A 22,601-nucleotide genomic window follows, 5' to 3' on the forward strand; every position below is an offset into this window, starting at 1 on the left:
CTCACACCTCGTCGTCGCGCTGCAATTCGAACAGCAGCAGTGAGCGGCCGGTTACGGCGTACTCGTGATCGAAGTTAAAGCGCTCCTGAGCCTTGATCGTCGTGTCGTTGGTGTCCAGCAGGCAGGTCCAGAACTCACCTTCGGGCACTGGCGGCAGACGGAAATTGACCATGTCATGGTGGGCATTGACCATCAGCAACAAGGTGGCGTCTGCGCCAGCGCGGCGGATACCGGTTTCCTGAGCGCGGCCATCCATCAACATGCCCAGGCAACGACCATTGCTGTCTTGCCATTGCTCGGTGCTCATTTCGTTGCCATCCGGCGCCAGCCAAGTGACGTCCTTCACGCCGATGTCTTCGTTGTAATCGCCCACCAGGAAGCGGCCACGACGCAGGATCGGATAGGCCAGGCGCAGCTTGATCAGGCGCTTGACGAACTTCAGCAGGGCTTTGCCGTCGTCATCCAGGTCCCAGTTGACCCAACCGATCTCGCTGTCCTGGCAATAGGCGTTGTTATTGCCGTGCTGGGTGCGGGCGAACTCGTCACCGGCGACGATCATCGGCGTGCCTTGGGCCAGCAGCAGGGTGGCGAAGAAATTACGCATCTGGCGCAGGCGCAGGGCGTTGATTTCCGGGTCGTCGGTAGGGCCTTCGACGCCATGGTTCCAGGACAGGTTGTTATTGCTGCCGTCCTGGTTGTTTTCGTCGTTGGCTTCGTTGTGCTTGTCGTTGTACGACACCAAATCGTGCAGGGTGAAACCGTCGTGGGCGGTGATGAAGTTCACCGAGCTGTATGGCCGGCGCCCGCGATGGTTGAACATTTCGCCCGACGCCGTCATACGCCCGGCGAAGTCCGCCAATTGGCCGTCATCGCCTTTCCAGAAGGCGCGCACGGTATCGCGGAAACGGTCGTTCCATTCCACCCAGCCCGGTGGGAAGTTGCCCACTTGGTAGCCGCCGGGGCCGCAGTCCCAGGGTTCGGCAATCATTTTCAGCTGGCGCAGTATCGGGTCCTGACGGCAGGCCACAAGGAAGCTGTGGCGCTCGTCGAAACCGTCGCGATAACGCCCGAGAATCGTCGCCAGGTCGAAGCGGAAACCGTCCACATGCATTTCCGTGGCCCAGTAGCGCAGGGAGTCGGTGACCATTTGCAGCACGCATGGGTGGCTGAGGTCGAGGGTGTTGCCGGTGCCGGAATCATTGATGTAGAAGCGCTTGTCATCGGGCATCAAGCGATAGTAGGAGGCGTTGTCGATGCCGCGCATGGACAGGGTCGGGCCACGCTCGTTGCCTTCGGCGGTGTGGTTGTAGACCACGTCCAGGATCACTTCCAGCTTCTGCTCGTGCAGGTGCGCGACCATCTCCTTGAACTCGGCGATCTTGCCGCTGGCCAGGTAGCGTGGGTCGGGGGCGAAGAACGCGATGCTGTTGTAACCCCAATAGTTGGTCATGCCTTTTTCCAGCAGATGCTGGTCATTGACGAAGGCGTGCACCGGCAGCAGCTCGACCGAGGAGATCCCCAGTTGGCGAATGTGCTTGAGCACATCGTCTTCCATCAGGCCGGCGCAGGTGCCACGCACCGATTCGCCCACGGAGGGATGACGCATGCTGATGCCGCGCAGGTGGGTTTCATAAATGATCGTGCGGTCCCATGGCACCCGCACCGGCTGGTCGTTGCCCCAGGTATGGGCCGGGTCGATCACCTTGCACTTGGGCACGAAGGGCGCACTGTCGCGTTCGTCGAAACTCAGGTCGTCATCCGGGTGGCCGATGGTGTAGCCGAACAGCGCTTCGGACCATTTGAGTTCGCCCACCAACTGCTTGGCGTAGGGGTCGATCAGCAATTTGTGGTGGTTGAAGCGGTGACCGTTGGCCGGATCGTAAGGGCCGTATACGCGGTAGCCGTAAATCAGCCCAGGGTGGGCGTCGGGCAGGTAACCGTGGAAGATTTCATCGGTGTATTCCGGCAGCTCGATGCGCTCCAGTTCGACTTCGCCGCTGTCGTCGAACAGGCACAGTTCGACCTTGGTGGCGTTGGCCGAGAACAGCGCAAAGTTGACGCCCAAGCCATCCCAGGTGGCGCCGAGGGGGAAGGGCAAACCTTCACGAATCCGCGACGGCTCACTGCCCGGCGTCGATGGGGTTTTATCCGGTTTGCTCATGGTGGTGTTGCTCCTGCAAGGGGTTTTTTTTCGGGCCGAGAGCGGCCGTGCTGACGAATTTTCAGCGAACGAGATCGAGTGTGAAGTTAAACCCCCGCCGACAGCGTCGGCGGGAGGGTTGGGCGTCGAAAGGCTGGTTACGGCTTGGGCTTTTTCGGCGCCGCAGGTTTCTTGGTCGCCGGTACGGCGGGCTTGCTTGCTGCCGCAGCGGGCTTGGGCTTTGCCGCAGGCTTGGCGGTGGCTTTAGGCTTGGCGGCCGGCTTGGGTTTGCTCGGCGTCAAGGCTTCGGATTCGGCAAGCTTGCGCGCCATCTCCCAATGACGTGCGTCCTGACCATGGGGCTTGCCCTCGGACTCCCAGATCTGATGCGCCAATTCGCGGATACGTTTGTCTTCAGTGCTCATCGCAATGCTCCTCACAGAAAATGTTCAGCTTTCTTGATCATCAGAATTGATAAAGACATTGACCGGGAATTCCCCCAGGGCAGTGCTGATCAACAGCTCCTTGTTTGGTGTGACTGCGCCTGTTTGAAAAAGTCCCTTCCAGTTTTGCGTTGACGCGGCGAACGGTAATTTCACCCGGGTATCGCCCCAAACCTGCGCAGGAATCAGAGGCTGCACACCGTTTTCAAGCAGCGCATGGGACCAGCGTGGTACCACCACCACCAGCTGTTTGCCCTGGTGTTCGCGGCTGAATGCAACCACGCGGTCGGCGTGTTGACCGAGTACCTCCAGCGGTGTGTAGCTGCCGTGGCGGAACAGTTCGGGCTGGGCGCTGCGCAAGCCCAACACCTGGGCAATCAACGCCTGTTTGATGCGCCCGTCGTGCCAGTGGGTCAGCAGTTGATCGGTGCCCGGCGGGGTGTTCAGCGCTTGTTGCCGTGCGTTGAAGTCCACCGGACGACGGTTGTCCGGGTCCACCAGGCTGAAGTCCCAGAACTCGGCGCCCTGGTACAAGTCCGGTACACCCGGCACCGTCATGCGAAGCAAGGTTTGCGCCAGTCCATTCAGGGCGCCGGCCGGAGCGATGGCTTGGGCTGCGGCGGCAATCGCGGTGCGCAACGGGCGACCGGCTTCGGTCAACAGCAGGCGCGACAGGAAGGCTTCGACCGCTTGTTCATAAGCTTCGTTGGGCGCGCTCCAGCTGCTTTGCAACTTGGCTTCGCGCAGGGCTTTTTGCTGCCACTGCCACAGGCGTTGCTGGTAAGTCTCCAGCGACGCGCCAGGGTCCAGATCCAGCGGCCAACTGCCCACCAGCACTTGATAGAGGATCAGCTCATCACCGGCCGACGGCGCGCAGGCATCGTCGCGCAGCGGGGCGGCCAGACTGCGCCACTGTTCAACTTGAGCCACATACCACGGCGCGCACTCACTGAGCACCGCCAGGCGCGCGCGGGTGTCTTCGCCGCGTTTGTGGTCATGGGTCGCGGTGGCCAGCAGGTTGTCCGGGAACGCCAGCAGGCGCTGTTGGTTGACCTGATGGAAGTCGGCCAACGGCGCACTGAATTGCTCGGTGCTGAAACCCACATCGTTACGCGACAGCAGCACCGCCGAGCGATAGAACGCGGTGTCTTCCACGGCCTTGGCGGCGGCCGGGGAAGTGAGCTGCTGGAAGCGCACGCAGGCATGTTTGAGAATCTTGCGCTCGCGCCCCACTGGGCGATCACGCCACGGCTGGCCGCCGAGCCATTTTTGCAGGTGGTCGAGCACTGGCCAGTCGCCTTCGCTCAACGTGCTGCGCGCGCCGTCCATGGCCTGTTGGAACACCTTGTCATCGGCGGCGCTACGGCCACGGGCGCTGATGTAGGTGCGGTACACCGGGAAGTGCACGATCAACTCCTGCAATGCACGGCGGATGGCGCCGAGGGTCAGGTCGCGGGTCATCACGTCGTCGCGCGCCACTTGCAGCAGCGCCTGGGCCACGCTTTCGAAATCGCCGCCCAGGGAGCCGTTGAGGATCTGTTGGCGCGCCAGGCGGGCCTCTTCGATAAAGGCCGAAGGCCGCTCGCTCAGGCGCGTCCACAGCTCGGCCAGGGGCTCAAAGCCTTCGGGCTGGTGCTGCAACAGCGACAGCTGATTCATGAATTCGTAGCCCGTGGTGCCGTCCACTTGCCAGTCTTCGCGCAGGGTTTCGCCTTCGCCGAGGATCTTCTCGACAAAAATCGGCAGGTGCCGCTCGGGGGACAACGTATCGACCCGGCGGCGCAGCTTGCGGCAATAACCGCGCGGGTCGGCCAGGCCATCGATATGGTCGATGCGCAGGCCATCCACCAGGCCTTGGCTGATCAGCTCGAAAATCTTGCCATGGGTGGCTTCGAACACCGCGCTGCGCTCTACGCGCAGGCCGCCCAATTCATTGACGTCGAAGAAGCGCCGCCAGTTGATATCGTCCGCCGCCGTGCGCCAGCTGGCCAGGCGATAGGCTTGCTGCTCCAAGAGTTGATGCAGACGTTCGAAGCCCTCGGCTTGGCGACCGTCAAACTGGGCCAAGCGCTGCTCAATGGCCGGCAGTACCTCGGTGGCGCGCTCGGCCAGGGCCTGTTTGAGCCAGGCGGCTTCGGCGTAGGCATCGTCCTGATAGGCCAGGGCAGCGAAACGGTCCGCCAGTGGTTTGAGCGGTTCGTCGTTGCCCAGGATCAACGCGTAATCCCGTGGGCAGATCGGGAAGCGATGTTCGTAATGCTCGACGTAGAACGATCCGTGGTCAGCATCGAAGTGCAGGGTCAAGGTGCCGCTTTGCAGGGCTTCGCCGTAGTCGCTGCCCAGGAACGGCATCAGCAATTGGCCTTTGAGCAGCGGGTCGGGAGAGTGCCACTGGATATCGAAGAATTCGCTGTAGGGGCTCAGACGCCCCCATTCCAGCAGGTCCAGCCACCAAGGGTTATCGGCGCCGCCCACGGCCATGTGGTTAGAAACGATATCCAGGATCAGGCCCATGTCGTGTTCACGCAGGGCCGCGACCAGACGGCGCAACGCGTCCTCACCGCCCAGTTCAGGGTTCACCCGGGTCGGGTCGACCACGTCGTAACCGTGCATGGAGCCGGCGCGCGCGCTGAGCAACGGCGAGGCATACAGGTGGCTGATACCCAGTTGGGCAAAATACGGCACCAGCGGCACCGCGTCGTCCAGGGTGAAACCTTTATGGAATTGCAGGCGCTGAGTGGCGCGCAAGGGCAGTGCTTTCATCGGTCACGCTCATAGGCTTGGTTACGCGCGACCGCCAGCAGTTCGAGGCGGCGCGCGGCGTCGGCGTTGTCGAGCAGGCTCGCGGCCTCGCCCGGCAGGCGGCGGCGCCAATTGGGATGGGTATCGGTGGTGCCGGGCAGGTTGGCTTGTTCTTCGATGCCCAGGGCATCCTCCAGCGGCAACAGCACCAGCGGCGCGCGGGTGTGGCCCAGGTAGCGCACGCTGGCGTCGATCATATGGTCGGTTTCGTTGCGGATCTCATCGACGAAGTTCTGCGGGTCCTGGCTCAGGGCTTGGCGCAGCGCCTGGCGTTCGCGCAGGCGATGTTCGCTCCATTGCTCCACGGTGGGCGCGTCGATCAGGCCGAGCTGGATGTTCCAGTCGATGTCGCGGCTGTGCCACCAACCGTTGAGGGTCGGCAGGTCGTGGGTGCTGGTGGTGGCGAGGGCGTTGTCGGGCCAGTCGAGGATCGGCTTGAACTGGCCGTCGTGGCCTTGTTCGAACAGCAGCACGCGCATACCGAGTATGGAGCGGCCGATGAGTTTTTCGCGCAGGCCGTCCGGCACGGTGCCCAAGTCTTCGCCTAGCACAATGGCTTGGTGACGATGGGACTCCAGCGCAAGCAGACGCAGCATGTCGTCCACAGGGTAATACAGGTACGCACCTTCTTTGGGCGAAGCGTCCATGGGGATCACCCACAGGCGTTGCAGGCCCATGACATGGTCGATGCGCAAGCCGCCGGCATGGGCGAAGTTGGCCCGCAGCATTTCGATAAACGCACGGAAGCCATGGCGCTTGAGACCCTCGGGGGAGAACGCGGAAATCCCCCAGCCCTGGCCAGCACGGTTGAGGATGTCGGGCGGCGCCCCCACGGTGAGGTCGGCCAGCAACTCGTCCTGACGACTCCAGGCTTGGCTGCCGCCGCCGTCGGCGCCCACCGCCAGGTCAGCGATTAGGCCAACCCCCATGCCGCTGCCACGGGCGGCTTGTTGGGCGCGCTCCAGGCAACGCGCGATCAGCCATTGGGCAAAGGCGTAGAAGCCGATCTCCTCACGGTGTTCCTCGGCAAATTTTGCCAATGCCGGGCTTTGCGGGGTGCGCCACTCTGCGGGCCAGTGGCGCCAGTCGAGGCTTTCACCAGCGGCGGCGCGCATGGCTTGCACTGCTTCGAAGCGGCAATGGTTTTCCAGGGCCTCGCCGCCGGTCTGACGGAAACTCAGGAAGTCAGCATGTTGCGGGTGATGGCCGTGGCGGAAATCTTCATACAGCGCACGCAGCAAACGCTGCTTGGCCTGGGCGGCGGCAGGCCAGTCGATCAGGTCGAGCTGTTCGAGGTCGTGCAACTGATCGGCGATGCCCAGGGCTTCGATGGCATTGCGCACTTCGCGCTCGCCGAGGATACAGGCCGGTGAAGCGTACAGGCTGTTAAGAAACAGCCGACTCGATGGCGAATACGGGCTGTAACGCTGCGGGTCAGCGCTGAACATCGCGTGCATCGGGCTGATGGCCAGGGCATCGGCGCCCCGTTCGGCGGCTGCGCGGGCCAGGTGTTCCAGGGCCAGGGTGTCGCCGAAACCGCCATCGTTAAGGCGGCGCAAGCCGTAGAGCTGCGCACTGATGCCCCAAGCGCGGGCGGGTTGGCTGTCCACCGCTTCGGCCACGCTGTAGCAGTGGGTGGGGGCCACGGCCAGGGTGAACGTCTGGTCGTTGATCTGCACTTGGTGATAACCCAAGGCAATCACGCCGGGCAGCACGGCGTTGCCGTCCAGCCGCAGCTCCAGGGTTTCGCCTTGCTCCAAGTGCACGCGGCACAGGGTGTCTGGTTCGAAATAGCGCGACAGGTCCAAGCTCTGGCCGCTGTCGACGGTCAACAACGGCGGCAGGTGTTTATCGAGCTGAGCTTGTTCCAAGTCACGTAGGCTAGCGTCAACCTCGGCATCAGTGTCGGCCGGATGGCCAAGACCTTTGAGCACCGCGCGCAGGGCGTCGGGATGTACGTGTTGCGGGCGGCCGTTGGCGTCGATCCAATCGACGGCCAGGCCCGCGCGGCTGGCGAGGATTTCCAGTTTCGCTTCGCTCAAGGGTGTTCTCCGGCAGGGGATAGGGTGACGCGTGCGCTGTACGGCGGCAGGCGTGTGCCGTCGCCGGCGGGCGTTTCAAAAATAATCGGGTGCGGCGGCGTGGAATGTTCCAAGGCAGTGGCACTGAGGTTCAGATCGATCTGCAACACACTGCCGTTACCCAGACGCCAACGCGCGCTGACCGCTGCGTCGCCAAGTACCTGGGCACCCAGCGCCACACTGCCAGGCAGGTGCGGGACGATATGGCGATGACGCAGGCTTAACAGCTCGCGGTAAAACGCCACGTGGTCTTGGTCGGCCAGGGTTGGCATGGACTGTTGCAAGGTCGACAGCGCATTCGGGTCCGGGATGTGTTCGCGGCGTTCAGGGTCCTGGAACGCGGCAAAGTCGGCAAATTCATTGCGCCGACCTTCACGCACCGCTTCGGCCAGCTCGCCGTGATGGTCGGTGAAGAACAGGAACGGCTCGGCGGCGTTGGCTTCGTCGCCCATAAACATCAAAGGAATCATTGGCGACAGCAGCAGCAGGGCGGTCGCGGCCTTGAGCGCCTGGGGCGGGCAAAGCTGGTGCAGACGTTCGCCGAGGGCGCGATTGCCGATCTGGTCGTGGTTTTGCAGAAACGCAACAAAAGCAGTCGGCGGCAGACCACCGCTCGGCTCGCCGCGGGCATGGCCATGGCGAGTGGTGTCGCCCTGGTAGATAAATCCTTCACCCAGGCACCTTGCCAGTTTGGCGGTAGGGTCTTGGGCAAAGTCGCTGTAGTAGGCATCGGTTTCGCCGGTCAGCAGGACGTGCAACACGTTGTGGAAGTCGTCATTCCACTGCGCATCGAAGTCGTGCTTGAGCAGGCTGGCCTGGTTCAGTTCGTTTTCCAGCACCAGCCACACATGACGGCCGGTATCGACCTGCTGGCGCACGCGCTGCGCCAGTTCCTGCAAGAAACCGGGGTTGTCGATGGCGTGCACGGCGTCCAGGCGCAGGCCGTCGAAACGGTATTCGAGCAACCACATCAAGGCGTTATCAAGAAAGAAATCCCGCACTTCACGGCGCTCGAAATCAATGCCAGCGCCCCACGGGGTGTGCACGTCTTCCTGGAAGAAACTTGCCGCGTACTGCCCCAGATAGTTGCCATCGGGGCCGAAGTGGTTGTAGACCACGTCGAGGATCACCGCCAGGCCGTGTTCGTGGGCGCTGTCGATCAGGTGTTTGAGTTGTTCCGGGGTGCCGTAGGACGAGTGCGGGGCATACGGCAGTACGCCGTCATAGCCCCAGTTACGTTCGCCAGGGAACTGCGCCAAGGGCATCAGTTCAATGGCGGTCACGCCCATCTCGGCCAGGCGCGGCAGGTGTTGCTCAACGTTGGCGTACCCCCCCAGGGCGCCGACGTGCAATTCGTAGATCACCGCCTCGTGCCAGGGGCGGCCTTGCCAGTTGGGCTGGCGCCAGTGGTAGGCCAGCGGGTCGACCACCAGGCTCCAACCATGAACGTCCGAGGCCTGGGCCCTGGACGCTGGATCGGGCACATCCTGCTCCCCGTCGATGTTGTAGCGATACCGGGTGCCCGCCGGGCACTTGAGTTCAACTTCGAACCATCCATCGGCCTGGGGCAGCATGGCGATGGATTTACCGTTTTCCAATTCAACGCTGACATAAAACGCGTCTGGCGCCCACAAGGCGAAACGCGTGTGTTGCGCGTCCAGCATGATTGCGCCGTGGGGCCAGGTTTCCAGAGTCCGTAACGGCATCTATAGAGACCTCCCTTGATTATTTAGCTGATTTCCCCAGGGCCTTGGCCACCAGTTGTTCGTAAAGCTCGGCGTAGGGTTCGACCGCCTGGGTCCAGTTGAACGGCTGGGTCATGGCGCGGCAGCGCATGGCGTTGAGCAGGCCGGGGTAGGCGAACACGTTGAAGGCGCGGGTGAGGGCGGCTTTGTAGCTGTCCACCGTGGATTCGTTGAACAGGAACCCAGTGACGCCGTCTTCGATGGTGTCCGCCAGCCCACCGGTGTTGCGCGCCACCGGCAGTGAGCCGAAGCGCTGCGCGTACATCTGGCTCAGGCCGCATGGCTCGTAACGCGATGGCATCAGCAGGAAATCGCTGCCGGCGAACATGCGCCGTGCGTCGGTTTCGTTAAAGCCGATGCGCACGCCGATCTGGCCGGGGAAACGCAGGGCCAGCTCGCGCATGGCCTGTTCTTCTTCCGGCTCGCCGCGCCCAATAATCGCGATCTGGCCACCGTTCTCGACGATAAAGCTGGCAACCGCTTCGGTAAGGTCCAGACCTTTCTGGTACACCAAGCGCGAAACCACGGCGAACAGCGGGCCGGTGGAGTCGTGCAGCCCGAACAGATTGCGCACATGGGCGGCGTTGATCGCTTTGCCTTCCCAGTCACCGATATTGAAGTTGTGGGTCAGGTGCGTGTCGGTGGACGTTTCCCAGCTCTCATCAATGCCGTTGGGAATGCCGCTGAGCAAGCCTTGCTGGGTCTTGGCGGCGAGGAAACCGTCGAGGCCGCAGCCGAATTCGGGGGTGGTGATTTCCTGAGCGTAAGTGGCACTCACCGTGGTGATGTGGCTGGAGTACGCCATGCCGGCCTTGAGGAACGACATCTTGCCGTAGAACTCCATGCCTTCCTGCTGCAGTGCGTGGGGCGGAATCCCCAGCTCCGGCGTGGAAGCCAGACTGACCACGCCCTGGTAGGCCAGGTTATGAATGGTGAACAGCGTCGGCGTGCGTGAACCACGCCAGTGCATGTACGCCGGGGCCAGGCCAGCGGGCCAGTCGTGGGCGTGCACCAGGTCCGGGCACCAGTGGATCTGCGCCAGGTTGGCGGCGATATCGGCGGCGGCCAGGCCCAGGCGGGCGAAACGGATATGGTTGTCAGGCCAGTCGCGACCGTTGTTGGCGCCGTAAGGCGTGCCCTCGCGCTCGTAGAGCTCGGGGCAGATCAACACGTAGATGACCAGGCCATCCTTGAGGTCCATGCGCCCGATCTTGCACGGCGGCAGCGCGGCGTGGCCACCCAATTCGCCGATGATATGGATCGGGTTATCGCTTTCCATCACCTGCGGGTAACCGGGGATCAACACGCGCACATCATGCAGATGCGCCATGGCGCGAGGCAGGGCGGCGGATACGTCTCCCAGGCCGCCGGTCTTCACCAGATCGGCGAATTCCGAGGTTACAAACAGTACTTTCTTTCGATTGGGGTTAAAACTGGACACCGGCCGCACCGTGTTGAGGTCGACCAAAGAGGTCGACCCGCCAACTGGCTGACTAACACGCTCTCCCTGAATACTTACTGCGGCACTGATCATAGTTCTCTCCACGTGTTGGTCGGCTAATGGCCCGCTGCCATTAGCTCCGATGACCGCATCCTGCGGCCAGGCGCACAAGCGCATGACAAATCTGGCAAGGCGTATGCCAGTTGCACGGTTAGCGTTAAAAAGTTGGATAGACGGCAACCGGCGTAAACCGCACTGGCGCGCCTTACCTAAACCTGACCAATGGCAGAGTTGGAAAGTTTAGATTTTTTTCGCGGGGTTTTTGTTTTGGAAGGGACCCATCGGTCATCAGTCTAGGACAGATCCCAGGCAGCGTAGGGTTTCTACATGAATTTTGTAGGACAAAAAACTTGTAACCTTATGCGATGCGGAAAAACCGTTGGCGGCCGACGAGAGTGAAGGCACTTTGCACTTGTTTGCCCCAGGCAATACCGCACTCATTCAGTGGTGAGCAGGCTTGCCCTGCACTGGGCGACATCGTCGCCCCAAGAAAGGACCTGCGACCTATCTGATGCACCCTGTGCACCATTGGGGAGCGCTGCACAGGCCTGCTCGCTCCACGACGCAGTCAACCCAGCAACCGTATTGGCGCGCCCCCGGCCCAGGCGATGATGTCTTCAATCATTTGCCCATAAAACTGCCGGTAGTTCTGCTCGCTGACATAACCCACATGCGGTGTGGCCAGCACATTGGGCAGGTGCCGGAAAGGGTGATCGACGGGAAGTGGCTCCTGGCCATATACATCCAGTGCTGCGCCGGCTAAGCGGCCGGATTGCAATGCCTGGATCAGGGCCTGTTCATCGACGATCGGCCCGCGTGCGGTGTTGACGAGGCGCGCGCTCGGCTTCATCCAGGCCAAGGCTTGGGCATCCACCAACCCCCGGCTACGTTCGCTGAGCACCAGATGGACGCTGAGGATATCGGCCTGCTCAAACAACTGCTGCTTGCTGACCCAGGTCACTCCCGCCGCAGCGGCGCGTTCCGGCGTGAGGTTCTGGCTCCAGGCGATCACGCGCATGCCGAACGCCTGGCCGAACCCGGCGACCTTCTGGCCGATGCTGCCCAGCCCGAGAATCCCCAGGGTCTTGCCGTGCAAGTCGCCACCCAGACCCAACTGCCAACCCCCGGCGCGCAGGGCATTGGCTTCGGCCAGCAGGTTGCGGGTGCAGGCCATGATCAGCGCCCAGGTCAGTTCCGGTGCGGCGTGTTTATAGCTGTCGGTGCCGCACACCTGGATGCCCAGGGCCTGGGCGGCGCCGATATCAAGAGCGGCATTGCGCATGCCGCCGGTCACCAGCAGCTTGAGGCGCGGCAGGCCTTGCAGCAGGGCTTTGTCGAACACCGTGCGTTCGCGCATTACGCAAATCACTTCGAACCCTTGCAAGCGCTCGATCAGGGTCGTGGTATCCGCCGGGTAATCGTGGAGGAAATGCACCTGGCCCACGGTTGCCAGGGCCGACCAATCCACCACGCCAGCGGCGACTTGCTGCCAGTCATCAATCACAGCGATCTGTAGCGCCATTTACGCGTGCCTCCGAATGTTGGATTAAAGGGCGTTCAAGCCCTGCAACAACGCTTGATGAAACCGCGCCGGTTCTTCCATTTGCGGCGCGTGCCCCAAGCCGGGGAATTCGACCAGAGTAGCGTGGGGCATCAGCTTGGCGACCTGCTTGCCCAGCACGGCGTAGTTGCCGAGTTTGGCCTTGACCTCGGGCGGCGCCATCGCCTTATTGATCGCGGTGTTATCGGCGGTGCCGATCAGTAGCAGGGTCGGCACCTGTACGTCTTTGAATTCGTAATACACCGGCTGGGAATAAATCATGTCGTAGATCAGCGCCGAGTTCCACGCGACGCGTTTATGCCCGGGGCCGTTGCTCAAGCCGGCGTACATATCGACCCAACGCTCGTATTCCGGCTTCCAGCGCCCGACGTAATAAGTGTTGAGCTGGTACTGGCGGATGCTTTCGGCGCTGACTTTCAGCTCACGTTGGTACCACTGATCAACACTCAGGTACGGCACGCCGAGGGCTTTCCAGTCTTCCAGGCCGATGGGGTTGACCAAAGCCAGTTGCTCGGTCTGCGCGGGGTACATCAGCGCATACCGGGTGGCGAGCATGCCGCCGGTGGAGTGGCCGAGCAGGGTGGCCTTGGGGATGCCGAGTTTTTCCAGCAGTTGATGGGTGTTGAGCGCCAACTGCTGGAAGCTGTATTGGTAATGCTCCGGCTTGCTGGAGGTACAAAAGCCGATCTGGTCCGGGGCGATCACGCGGTAACCGGCGTCGCTCAGGGCCTTGATCGAGCCTTCCCAAGTGGCCGCGCAGAAGTTCTTGCCGTGCATCAGCACCACGCTGCGCCCGTTGGGCTTGCCGCTGGCCGGCACGTCCATGTAGCCCATTTGCAGGGTTTTGCCTTGGGATTCAAAGCTGAAATGCGCAAGCGGATAGGGGTATTGAAAGCCTTGTAACTCGGGGCCGTAAGTTGCGGCGAGGGCGGGGACGCTGCTGGCCATGAACAGGCCGGCGATATAAAGGACGCGGTTAGGCGGCATGGTGTCATCTCCTGAAACAGGTTTTGGGATGCTGTTGCGAGAGGATTAACGCGGGATTAACACCCACTGCAAGGTAATTGCCGCCAGCACGCCATAGCGCAGACCTTTGGCCAAAGTGACCACCACCAGAAAACGCCACAGCGGTTCGCGCATCACACCGGCCACCAGGGTCAGCGGGTCGCCGATGATCGGCACCCAACTGAGCAGCAGGGTCCAGTGCCCCCAGCGTGCGTAGTGGCGACGGGCCGTTTGCAGTTGCCGCTCGTTGACCGGAAACCAGCGCCGCTGTTTGAAATGCTCCACCCAGCGGCCCAGCCACCAATTGACCAGCGAGCCCAGTACATTGCCCAGGGTGGCGACCGCCAACAACCACCACACGCTGTAGTGGCCGCTGAGCAGCAGGCCCACCAGCACGGCTTCCGATTGCAGGGGCAGCAGCGTCGCCGCACCGAACGCGGCGACGAACAGCCCCAGGTAACCCATCAGCACCGATTAGTGTGCCGGGTAATCGGCCACCACCTCATCCGTGCCGTCACGGCGCAGTCCGATGATCTGGTAGGCATCGGCATGTCCGTCCATTTCCATGCCCGGCGAGCCCATGGGCATGCCCGGTGCGGCAACGCCTAGCAGGTCGTCGCGCTTGCGCAGCGCCAGCACCTGCTCGGCGGGCACATGGCCCTCAACGAACTTGCCGTCGATCACAGCGGTATGGCATGAGCTCAGGCGCGGCGCCACGCCGAGGCGTTGTTTGACGGCGCTCATATCGGTTTCGACATGGTCATTGACCTTGAACCCATTGTTTTCCAGATGGCTGATCCACTTTTTGCAACAGCCGCAGTTGGCGTCACGGTGTACATCGATGGGGATCAGGTCGGCGGCTTGGGCCAGGGTAGTGGTGAAGAGGGCGGACAGCAGGGCCAATCGCAGTGGGGTTTTCATCGGAGTCTCATCCAATCGGGGCGATAAGCCCGGCATTCTCCGCGCTTTTACGGACGGGACGACAGTGTAATGTTTCTAAATTATACAAAGGGCGGATGTTCCAGGCGCTGCTTCAGACGGTCCAGGGCGATGGCCGACAGTTCGTGCATGCGCTCGTGCAAGGTCGCCAGTTGCAATTCGGTTTCGTAGGTCAGCACCCGTTTAAACAGCGTGCCGTCGCGAAACGGTTGCAGGAAGTAGTGGATCGAGCCGTCAACGACCAGGGAGGTGAACACGCATTTGAATTCGTCGGGGCGCCGGGCGATCTGCACGCGGTAGCTCATGGGGACGCGTACGCCAAGCAGGTCGATCATCTCGGTAAAGCGTGAACCGGCACCCAAAGAGCCGCTGGTGCCGGTCTCTGCACCGAGGGAAGTGGGGTGCCATTCGTGCCAGCGGTCCGGTTGGGTTATGTAGTCATAGACAGTTTCAAGGGGGGCATTGATAAAGCGTTCCTGACTGATCCGCTCCAAGCGGACCGACTGCTCGACAGCGCGCATGACACACCTCCTGTGTGGCGGGAAGAAGTATCTCGAGCTGTCAGAATAGTCTGACTCCCGTGCTTTGCACGGGAGTTCTCAAACGCTGTTCAACGGACTTTGAAGCGACTCATCAGGCTGATAACCCGGCCATTGGCTTCCAGCAGGCTCTGAGTATTGTTTTCGGTGGCGTGACCGCTCTGCACCAGGTCTTCGACCATTTGTCGGATCTGCACCATGCTGCGGTTGATCTCCTCGGTCACCGCGCTTTGCTGTTCGGCGGCGGTGGCGATCTGGGTGCTGAGGCTGTGGATATGGCCGACGGAACCGGCCATTTCATCCAGGCCGGTGTTGACCCGCGCCGTGGCGTCCGCCGCCGATTGGCAGCTGGACTGGGTATTTTCCATGGCGGTGACTGAGGAACTCACCCCCGTGGTCAATCGAGCGAGCATCTCGTTGATCTGGGAGGTGCTGGCCTGGGTGCGCGCGGCCAGGGCCCGCACCTCGTCGGCCACTACCGCAAAACCACGGCCTTGCTCGCCGGCCCGCGCTGCTTCGATGGCCGCGTTGAGCGCCAGCAGGTTGGTCTGGCCGGCAATCGCGCCGATCACTTCAAGGGTTTCGGTGATGCGCGCGGCGTCCTGGCGCATGTTCTCCACCGTGTGGGTGGCGCTGGCGACCTCGCCGATCAACGCGCCGACGCTGCTGGACGCTTCTCCCACCACCACACGCGAGCGGTCGGCGTGTTCGTTGGCGCGCTGGGTGAACGCGGCGGTTTCGGCAGCGTTCTGTGCCACGGTCTCGGCAGTGGAACTCATCTCAGTGATGGCCGTGACGGTCTGATCGGTTTCCGAGGCATGACGCACCAGGATCTGGTTGGTCTGTGCCGAAGTCTGCTGCAATCGCTCAAGCCCCGTGGACATGGCTGCGGTGGCCTGGGTCACTTCGCCGATCATGTTTTGCAGGTAGACGATAAAGCGGTTTACGGAATGGCCGATGGCGCCCAGTTCGTCTTCGGCGCGGATGGTGATGCGCCGCGTCAGGTCGGCATCGCCGGTGGACAGTGCGTCGATATTGGCTTTCAGCGTCTTCATGCGCTGCACCAGTTTGCGGATCGCATACGCGGCCAGCAGCACCAGCAGCAATACCATGGGGATTTGCAGCAGGGCCAAAGTGCCGAGTACGTCATCGCGCTGCGCGGTGATCAACGAGGTGGGCAGGGCGGTGGCGAGGAACCACGGCGTACCCTCGATTGGGCGCATATAAAAGGTGCTGGCCACCCCGCCGTTATCGAACTCGCTGCGCTGCAAGCCTTGGTCGCGATGGGCCAGGGCTTTGCTGACCTGGGTGGCGAAGGCTGAGGAAGCAGTCAGTTCGCTGATGTTTTTCAACACCACCGGGCTGTTCAGGCGCGTGCTGTTGCTGATGATCTTGCCGTCGCCTTCGACGATCAGCATCTGCCCGCCGATGTCTTTTTCCTTGCTGGCCACCAGCTCGTTGAAGAAACCGAGGGTGACGTCAATCGTGGCCACGCCATAGGCCGCGCCATCGCGCTGGATCGCCATGGCGCAGTTAGTGCGTGGCTCTTGGCTGGCGTCGTCCTTGTAAGCCGCGGCCCAGGCGCATTGGCCACGCGGCGAGGCCAGGCCGCCCTTGTACCAGCTCTGGTCGTAATAGTTGGGGGCCGGGTCGCTGTTCCAGAAGGTATTGACCATCAGCTTGCCCGAGGCATCACGGTGCCAGAACGTGCTGTGCTTGTTGCGCCCCGGGGTGCGCTGGTTTGGCAGCGGCCAGATACCGCCGCCGAACACCTTCAGCTCACCGTACTGGTCGACCAGGCCAGGCAAGACCTTGTCGATGGCATCGCTGTCCAGCAGCGGGATGGTCTGGGTGATGCTGCGTTGCTGGGCCTGAACCTTGTTCAGCTCGCCCTGGATGGTTTTCGCCACCTCGTCGATGCGGTTGAGCACCACCTGCTCTTCGGTGTGGCGCAATGTCGGCGCGACCAACTGGCCGATGCCAACGATGGTCAACACGAATAACACTAGGACGAACAACACTAGAAACAGGGTATAGCGGGCTTGGATGGAGCGCAGTGGGGGCATGGGATCGTCCTTACGAAGCGTTTATTGTCGACGTGGCTTTGTTGGAGCTTCGTAGGGGTATCGGCTTGAGTAGGGCAGGCTTTAGGTACGAGGGTGCCAATATCTGCGTGCGCAAGCAGCGAGGCTTGGCGGGCCTCGCTGTTTATGTCAGATCTCCAGCATCGCCATCACCGCCTCTGGGTAGCGCAGACCGGCAGTGGCGTCGGCGGGGAAAATCCCATCCAGGGCCGACCGCTCGGACGGGCTGAGCACGATGGAAACCGCCGCTGCGTTTTCTTCCAGGTATTTGCGCTGTTTGGTGCCTGGGATCGGGATGATGTAGTCCCCTTGGGCCAATACCCAGGCCAAGGCCAGTTGCCCGGCGCTTACACCCTTATCGGCTGCCAGGCTGCGCACGCGCTCGACCAATTGCAGATTCTTCGCGAAGTTATCCCCTTGGAAACGCGGGTTGGAGCGGCGGTAGTCATCTGCGCTGAAGTCATCCGCGCTTTGCAGCGTGCCGGTGAGAAAACCGCGACCCAGCGGGCTATAAGGCACGAAGGCAATCCCCAGGTGCTGGCAGGCGGCGAGACAGCCGTTGCTTTCCTGGTCGCGGCTCCACAGCGAGTACTCGCTTTGCAGGGCGCTGATCGGGTGGACCTTATGTGCACGCTCCAGAGTGGTGGCCGACGCTTCGCTCAGCCCCAGGTAACGCACCTTGCCTTGCTTGACCAGCTCGGCCATGGCGCCGACGCTTTCCTCGATGCTCACCTGCGGGTCGATGCGGTGCTGGTAGTAGAGGTCCAGGGTGTCGACGCCCAGGCGCTGCAAAGTGCCGTCGATGGACGCGCGGATGTACTCGGGGCTGCCGTTCACACCGCGCGAGGCGGGGGTGGCCGGGTCGCGGATGATGCCGAATTTGCTGGCCAGGAACACTTGGTCGCGCTTGCCGGCGAATGCCTTGCCCAGTAATTGCTCGTTGGTATGCGGGCCGTACATATCGGCGGTATCGAAGAAGTTGATCCCCAGTTCCAAGGCGCGGTGCAGGGTGGCGATGGCTTCGCGGGTGTCGCTGCCGGGGCTGTAGAAATCGCTCATGCCCATGCAGCCAAGGCCGATGGCAGAGACGAGGGGACCGTGTGTGCCAAGTTGACGAGTGTGCATTTGTGGGACTCCAGAGTTGGGAAGGACTTCATTGTTATCCTCGACAAAACCGAGATAAAGCGGCTAAAAGCACTATCACTGTTTGTAATTTCTAAATAATCCGCACGGAGCCAGCCCTTGGATCGTTTCAACGCCATGCGTGTGTTCACCCGTATCGTCGAACTGGGCGGCTTCGCCAAAGCCGCCGACAGCCTGCAACTGCCCCGCGCCTCGGTGACCATCCTGATCAAACAACTGGAAGCGCACCTGGGGGTGCAACTGTTGCAGCGCACCACGCGGCAGGTCAGTCCCACCCCGGACGGCACCGCGTACTACCAGCGCTGTGTGCAATTGCTGTCAGACCTGGAAGAAACCGAAGCGGTGTTTTCCACCCGCCGTCAGAACCCGCGCGGCACCTTGAGCGTGGACATGCCCTCGGGCATCGGCCGCTTGATCGTGATCCCCGCACTGCCGGCCTTTACCGCGCGTTACCCGCAGATCGAACTGGACATCGGCTTGAACGACCGCCCGGTAGACTTGATCCGCGAAGGCGTGGACTGCGTGCTGCGCGGTGGCCTGGCCCTGGACGAATCCCTGGTGGCGCGGCCCCTGGCGCAGATGGACCAGTTGACTCTGGCAAGCCCTGCCTACCTTGAGCGCATGGGCATGCCCGCTGATCTGGACGATCTGGCGCGCCATCACATGGTCGAGTACGTCTCCAGCGTCAGCGGCAAGCGCTTCGGTCTGGAATTTCTGATTGACGGCCAAGTGCGCCCGTTTGACCTGCCCAAGCGCGTCGCGGTCAACAGTTCCGACGGCTACTTTGCCGCATGCGAGGCCGGTTACGGCTTGATTCAGGCGCCCCATTATCACGCGATGCGACAACTGGCCGAGGGATGCCTGGTGGAGGTGCTGCCACATTGGCCAGTGCCGAAAATGGCCCTGACCGCGCTGTACCCGCCCCATCGCCAGTTATCGTTGCGGGTACGGGTCTTTGTGGATTGGCTGGTGGAACTGTGCGCTACGCCTGACACCGGTTTGCAGCGTCAGCCCCTGAGCTTGGGGTGATTGATGGGGGCCCAGCCTGATTTTTCGGCAGGCTGGGGCGTGTGCGTTTTCTACGGTTTGACGAAAATCTGCAAGTCGCCGGGCGCATCCTCGGGGCGCAGGGGAAGGGCGGGGTCGGGGGTATGGCCTTTGACCTTCAAGCCGATCTGTGACTTCACGTGGGAGTTGTTAGAAACACCAACGCCGATGCTGCCCGTCAACTCCGCGAGACCCGGGATGCCTTCGCTGGTGTTCATGTGCGCATTGCCGACCAGCGCCACCCACTTTTCCGTCCCGGAGTTGGCCTGGATGGTTTCTGCGGCGTAATAGTTGAACTCACGTAGCCGGGTCGTTGAGCCGTTGCCCGCCGTGGTGGCCAGGTTGACGCCGCGTAGATCTTTGTGGCGCGTCAGGTAGTAGTGATCAAGGGGTAAGACTTCGATGCCGTGGGCCTTCAGCTTTTTGCACAGTTGCTCGAAGGTCGGGTTGGTACGCGGTTGCCGGGATCGACCGAGGAGGCCGATGCCGTCGTCCATCAACCCTTGGGGCATATCGATCAATCCTTCGAAATAGACCTTCGTGACACCGGCGCTCTTGAGGGTAGTGACGTTGTCGTAAAGCACCCTGAAACTTGCCATCTGACTGTGGGACTCACCCAATACCACACCGGGCGAGACCTTGAGGGTTTCCGTCAGCAGCTCGGATGCGGGGACCTGCTTGGGCACCTGTGGAATGGCAGGGCGAGGTGGCAGGCCGTTTTGGTCGATTGCCTCGTAATACTCAGCCATCTGTTCGTTGAACCGTCGCACGGTCTCTGCCTTGGTGTCCGGCTTGAAATGGTCGGCTTCCAGCCTGCCCCGCATGCTTTCCACATAGTCACCCGAGGGCAAAGGTTTTCGCGGCCGCACAGGGCGCCCATCGGTGCCCACCAGGTTATTCCGATGGCCGTGGAAATGTTTGGGCGGGTGCACGGGAGCCAGGGTGTCCAGGGGGTTGAAGCCTTCCAGGGGAGGGCCGTAAGGCGTGGCTTTGGCCGGGTCGTACGCGTAGCGCTGACCGTTGGACACAATGGTATCGGCTTCATAGACGTGGTCGTCGATTTTGAAAGTGCCATACGTGACCGGCCCGTGTTCGGCGCTGACCCGCTTGGTCAAGTCGTACCCGCCGCTTGCGCCCCTGACGCGTTTGACCCCATTGCCGATCAGCCGCGAGCCTTCCTCAACCAGGCTGCCCAGCCCGCTCAATGGATTCAATTCACTGACGACAGTGGTTCCGAGAATCTTTGCCACCTTCGCGGCTTTGCGGGTGGTGTTGGCCGCGCTGGCCGCGACCTTGGTGACCCTGCTGGCGGCCCCGGCAGCGCCGGTGACGAAACCGAAAATATCCATGCCCAGATCGAACGTCCCTTCCAGGTAATTGCCGTCACGAAAGTTCACGATGGCCGAGCGCAGCGGCACAAGGTCGAGAAAAAAATCGGCCAGCTTCCACTCGTTTTCCACGTGCTGATCGTGGCGGGTGGTGCCTTTGGCGCGCTTGACCGCATCCTCGCCATCTATGTCCAGATGTTCGACGAATACATCCGCAATGGCCTGGGTTCGCGCGCTTGAAAAGCTGGCGGGGATGGGTAGCGGAGTGCTGACGCCCTTGTTCAAGTCCAGGGCCGATTGGCTGACGTGGGCGGGGGTGAAACGCTCTATCGGATACACCAGGCTGCCGTTACGTGGCCTTGGTTGGGTCAACACCGTGTCGCGGACCCGGCTGATGGCGCCCTGTTTCAAGTCAATTTCGTAGACCTTTTCTCCATCAGCGCTTGTGGCTTTGATCAGCAGCTTGGGGTTTTTGCGCTCAAGGGTGCGACCGGTGAAGCCGGTGCTCAGCCTATAGGTCGGGTTCTGGTAGAACTCCAGTTTTGCGTATTCCAGAGTTTGCCTGTCTTCTAAAGGCAGCCGAGCGATCAGCTGCTTGACCGTTGTGGCAATGCCCTTTTTGCGCAGATCGACGGCGTGGGCGAACTGCTCGTTGAACACACTGTTGACGTCAAACGCCAGGGATTTGCCCCGTGTGGCCTCGATCACACGCGGGTCTTCGCTTTCCCACTGGTAGGCGTGCAGCCCGCTCATGGCGATATCCAGCAGCGAATGGCGGCCGGCCGGGGTGCGATTGGGGTTATACAGCGGCTCGTCATGGGGCTGGGTAGTGGCTTTGACCGTCAGCAGTTTTTCTTCAAATGGCACGTCTTCACCAAACCGCTCCTTGAGCTTGGCCAGGGCAATCGCGCGACGGCTTGGGATTTCGGTGTCGATTTGCACCGAGGCTTCTAGGCGTTCGTTGGCCTGCGCATTGAACGCGCTGCGGACCTTCTGCTTATCCGCGGGGCCGTAACGGTCAGCTTCTTGCGCCGACAATGTGCCGCTGACCAGCCCCCAGACCCGCAAGGCATCGGATTGGGCTTGTTGGGTGACGGTCAGGTCCTGCAGACCGGCGCTTTCGGCCTCCATCATGACTTGGGTAAAGGTCATGTTGGGCACCTTGCCCGGCGTCTGCGCTTCAATCGTGGCCGCCGCGACCGACAGGCTGACCCAGGCCGGGCTGCCGTAGGTGACGCTGTCGGGGATGTCTTTGATCAACAACTCGGGGGCCTTTCTGGCCAGTAACAGGTGAGCGGCAACTTTTGCCATGGCAGGTGTGGCATCGCCTTGCTCGACCAAATGGGCGCTCAACCCATCGCGTATCGCCGACGCCGGTTTGCCCCAATGCTCGGTTTGCGTCAGGTCGAAATCGGCCACCTTGTTCCACGCGGGTGCGTCGAGGGATTGCGGGTCCAGTACCAGATTTATGGCTGCCAACACATAGTCGCTTGCGCTGGTGGCGGTGGCGATGCCGTTGAGCTGAGTCTGCAGCGCTTGCCCCATGGCTTGAGCGCGTGGCGTGCTCAGGAGGGTTTCCAGCGCATTGGCCGGATCATCCATGGCCTGGGCGCTGAGCGGCTGGTTGCTGTTCAGGTATTCCAGAATTCCCAGACTCGGCCCCATGCGCGGCGGGTTTGGGTGGCGCATGGCGTAGTCCCTGGCGCTCGCCAGCACGGTGCGCTGCGCCTGTACGCTGAGTTCAAGCGGCCACGACAAGCTGCCGCCGAAGTTGCCCAAGGGATGCTCCCGAGCCCTGTCGAGCACCGCATCGGCTAGGGCGACGAGGCTGAAGTGGTCAGTGGGTAGGCGCAAGCCATATGCGGTGATGAAGGCTTCAAGCGTGAGAGGGGAGTCTCCCGGTGGGGGAAAAGCGGATGCAGGATGCGCTTGCATCGTGCTGGTTTTCAGCGCCGTGCGCACGGCCTGGGGCGTCGCCTGCGGCCCAAGGTTCTTCGCGGTTTCGTTGAGCTGTTGGCCCAGCGTCCTGAGGTTGTGCCGGTCTGCCAACGCGTTCGCCAGGGCACCTCCGGCAGGCGCGGCGCTCGATGGGGCCTGTTGTGCGATGGCTGCGGATTGAACACTGGCCAGCGGCTGCAATGGAGTTGTCTGAGGGTAGAGGGGCGGTGAAATACGCTGAGGGTTGAGGTGCAGTGCAGGAGCGGATGAAAGACTGTTCATATGCGGGTACCTTTTCCAGACAT

Annotated in this window: 15 protein-coding genes and 1 pseudogene; 1 reads left to right on the forward strand and 15 read right to left on the reverse strand. The window is 62.0% G+C overall.

Annotation, left to right across the window (positions count from 1 at the left end; genetic code table 11):
* Nucleotide 1 precedes the first annotated feature (1 nt).
* From glgX to ACFZPT_RS05545, 14 genes and pseudogenes are all read right to left on the reverse strand, one after another.
* Nucleotides 2-2,161: a glycogen debranching protein GlgX gene (gene glgX / locus ACFZPT_RS05480; protein ID WP_034113841.1), complete on the reverse strand. Its 2,160-nt coding sequence runs from the start codon at nucleotides 2,159-2,161 to the stop codon at nucleotides 2-4.
* Nucleotides 2,162-2,298: 137 nt separating this feature from the next.
* Nucleotides 2,299-2,565, reverse strand: a complete 267-nt coding sequence (locus ACFZPT_RS05485) for a DUF2934 domain-containing protein (protein ID WP_034113840.1) — start codon at nucleotides 2,563-2,565, stop codon at nucleotides 2,299-2,301.
* 24 nt (nucleotides 2,566-2,589) lie between these two features.
* On the reverse strand, nucleotides 2,590-5,346 hold the full coding sequence (locus tag ACFZPT_RS05490) for a malto-oligosyltrehalose synthase (RefSeq protein ID WP_034113838.1): 2,757 nt from the start codon (nucleotides 5,344-5,346) through the stop codon (nucleotides 2,590-2,592).
* Nucleotides 5,343-7,427 (reverse strand): 4-alpha-glucanotransferase, encoded by a 2,085-nt coding sequence (malQ, locus tag ACFZPT_RS05495; RefSeq protein WP_034113836.1) that lies wholly within the window; start codon nucleotides 7,425-7,427, stop codon nucleotides 5,343-5,345. Before malQ ends, ACFZPT_RS05490 begins: the two co-directional genes overlap by 4 nt.
* On the reverse strand, nucleotides 7,424-9,172 hold the full coding sequence (gene treZ, locus ACFZPT_RS05500) for a malto-oligosyltrehalose trehalohydrolase (protein WP_034113834.1): 1,749 nt from the start codon (nucleotides 9,170-9,172) through the stop codon (nucleotides 7,424-7,426). The genes malQ and treZ overlap by 4 nt, the downstream gene beginning before the upstream one ends.
* Before the next feature lie 19 nt (nucleotides 9,173-9,191).
* Nucleotides 9,192-10,745 (reverse strand): glycogen synthase GlgA, encoded by a 1,554-nt coding sequence (glgA, locus tag ACFZPT_RS05505; RefSeq protein WP_080758739.1) that lies wholly within the window; start codon nucleotides 10,743-10,745, stop codon nucleotides 9,192-9,194.
* A gap of 535 nt (nucleotides 10,746-11,280) precedes the next feature.
* Nucleotides 11,281-12,234: a D-2-hydroxyacid dehydrogenase family protein gene (locus tag ACFZPT_RS05510; RefSeq protein WP_034113832.1), complete on the reverse strand. Its 954-nt coding sequence runs from the start codon at nucleotides 12,232-12,234 to the stop codon at nucleotides 11,281-11,283.
* 24 nt (nucleotides 12,235-12,258) lie between these two features.
* Nucleotides 12,259-13,260, reverse strand: coding sequence for an alpha/beta fold hydrolase (locus ACFZPT_RS05515; protein ID WP_034098088.1), 1,002 nt, complete (start codon nucleotides 13,258-13,260; stop codon nucleotides 12,259-12,261).
* Between the two features lie 45 nt (nucleotides 13,261-13,305).
* A complete protein-coding gene (locus tag ACFZPT_RS05520) occupies nucleotides 13,306-13,749 on the reverse strand; it encodes a YqaA family protein (RefSeq protein WP_169902629.1) in 444 nt (147 codons plus the stop codon).
* Between the two features lie 3 nt (nucleotides 13,750-13,752).
* Nucleotides 13,753-14,199, reverse strand: a complete 447-nt coding sequence (locus ACFZPT_RS05525) for a DUF411 domain-containing protein (protein ID WP_034098086.1) — start codon at nucleotides 14,197-14,199, stop codon at nucleotides 13,753-13,755.
* 80 nt (nucleotides 14,200-14,279) lie between these two features.
* On the reverse strand, nucleotides 14,280-14,738 hold the full coding sequence (locus tag ACFZPT_RS05530; protein ID WP_034113830.1) for an SRPBCC family protein: 459 nt from the start codon (nucleotides 14,736-14,738) through the stop codon (nucleotides 14,280-14,282).
* Between the two features lie 89 nt (nucleotides 14,739-14,827).
* Nucleotides 14,828-15,673 (reverse strand): methyl-accepting chemotaxis protein, encoded by an 846-nt coding sequence (locus tag ACFZPT_RS05535; RefSeq protein WP_371918464.1) that lies wholly within the window; start codon nucleotides 15,671-15,673, stop codon nucleotides 14,828-14,830.
* A gap of 15 nt (nucleotides 15,674-15,688) precedes the next feature.
* Nucleotides 15,689-16,822 (reverse strand): annotated as a pseudogene (locus ACFZPT_RS05540) (cache and HAMP domain-containing protein); the annotation flags it as partial.
* A 147-nt stretch (nucleotides 16,823-16,969) separates the two neighbouring features.
* The gene (locus ACFZPT_RS05545; RefSeq protein ID WP_379555077.1) at nucleotides 16,970-17,965 is read right to left on the reverse strand and encodes an aldo/keto reductase; all 996 of its coding nucleotides are present in this window, start codon (nucleotides 17,963-17,965) and stop codon (nucleotides 16,970-16,972) included.
* 117 nt (nucleotides 17,966-18,082) lie between these two features.
* Here ACFZPT_RS05545 and ACFZPT_RS05550 point away from each other — a divergent pair, with 117 nt between their 5' ends.
* Nucleotides 18,083-19,012: a LysR family transcriptional regulator gene (locus tag ACFZPT_RS05550; RefSeq protein ID WP_034113824.1), complete on the forward strand. Its 930-nt coding sequence runs from the start codon at nucleotides 18,083-18,085 to the stop codon at nucleotides 19,010-19,012.
* A gap of 50 nt (nucleotides 19,013-19,062) precedes the next feature.
* Here the strand turns inward: ACFZPT_RS05550 and ACFZPT_RS05555 are convergent, their stop codons facing one another.
* On the reverse strand, nucleotides 19,063-22,578 hold the full coding sequence (locus ACFZPT_RS05555) for a membrane-targeted effector domain-containing toxin (RefSeq protein WP_318253198.1): 3,516 nt from the start codon (nucleotides 22,576-22,578) through the stop codon (nucleotides 19,063-19,065).
* Nucleotides 22,579-22,601: the final 23 nt, after the last annotated feature.

The organism is Pseudomonas sp. MD330_10 (assembly GCF_042610415.1).
GTDB lineage: Bacteria > Pseudomonadota > Gammaproteobacteria > Pseudomonadales > Pseudomonadaceae > Aquipseudomonas > Aquipseudomonas rhodesiae.

Coding starts and splice junctions, on each gene's coding strand:
- ACFZPT_RS05545 (WP_379555077.1), bottom strand. CDS start 17,965: ATGCACACTCGTCAACTTGGCACACACGGTCCCCTCGTCTCTGCCATC.
- glgA (WP_080758739.1), bottom strand. CDS start 10,745: ATGATCAGTGCCGCAGTAAGTATTCAGGGAGAGCGTGTTAGTCAGCCA.
- ACFZPT_RS05535 (WP_371918464.1), bottom strand. CDS start 15,673: ATGATCGGCGAAGTGACCCAGGCCACCGCAGCCATGTCCACGGGGCTT.
- ACFZPT_RS05510 (WP_034113832.1), bottom strand. CDS start 12,234: ATGGCGCTACAGATCGCTGTGATTGATGACTGGCAGCAAGTCGCCGCT.
- treZ (WP_034113834.1), bottom strand. CDS start 9,172: ATGCCGTTACGGACTCTGGAAACCTGGCCCCACGGCGCAATCATGCTG.
- ACFZPT_RS05530 (WP_034113830.1), bottom strand. CDS start 14,738: ATGCGCGCTGTCGAGCAGTCGGTCCGCTTGGAGCGGATCAGTCAGGAA.
- ACFZPT_RS05490 (WP_034113838.1), bottom strand. CDS start 5,346: ATGAAAGCACTGCCCTTGCGCGCCACTCAGCGCCTGCAATTCCATAAA.
- glgX (WP_034113841.1), bottom strand. CDS start 2,161: ATGAGCAAACCGGATAAAACCCCATCGACGCCGGGCAGTGAGCCGTCG.
- ACFZPT_RS05555 (WP_318253198.1), bottom strand. CDS start 22,578: ATGAACAGTCTTTCATCCGCTCCTGCACTGCACCTCAACCCTCAGCGT.
- ACFZPT_RS05485 (WP_034113840.1), bottom strand. CDS start 2,565: ATGAGCACTGAAGACAAACGTATCCGCGAATTGGCGCATCAGATCTGG.
- ACFZPT_RS05515 (WP_034098088.1), bottom strand. CDS start 13,260: ATGCCGCCTAACCGCGTCCTTTATATCGCCGGCCTGTTCATGGCCAGC.
- ACFZPT_RS05525 (WP_034098086.1), bottom strand. CDS start 14,199: ATGAAAACCCCACTGCGATTGGCCCTGCTGTCCGCCCTCTTCACCACT.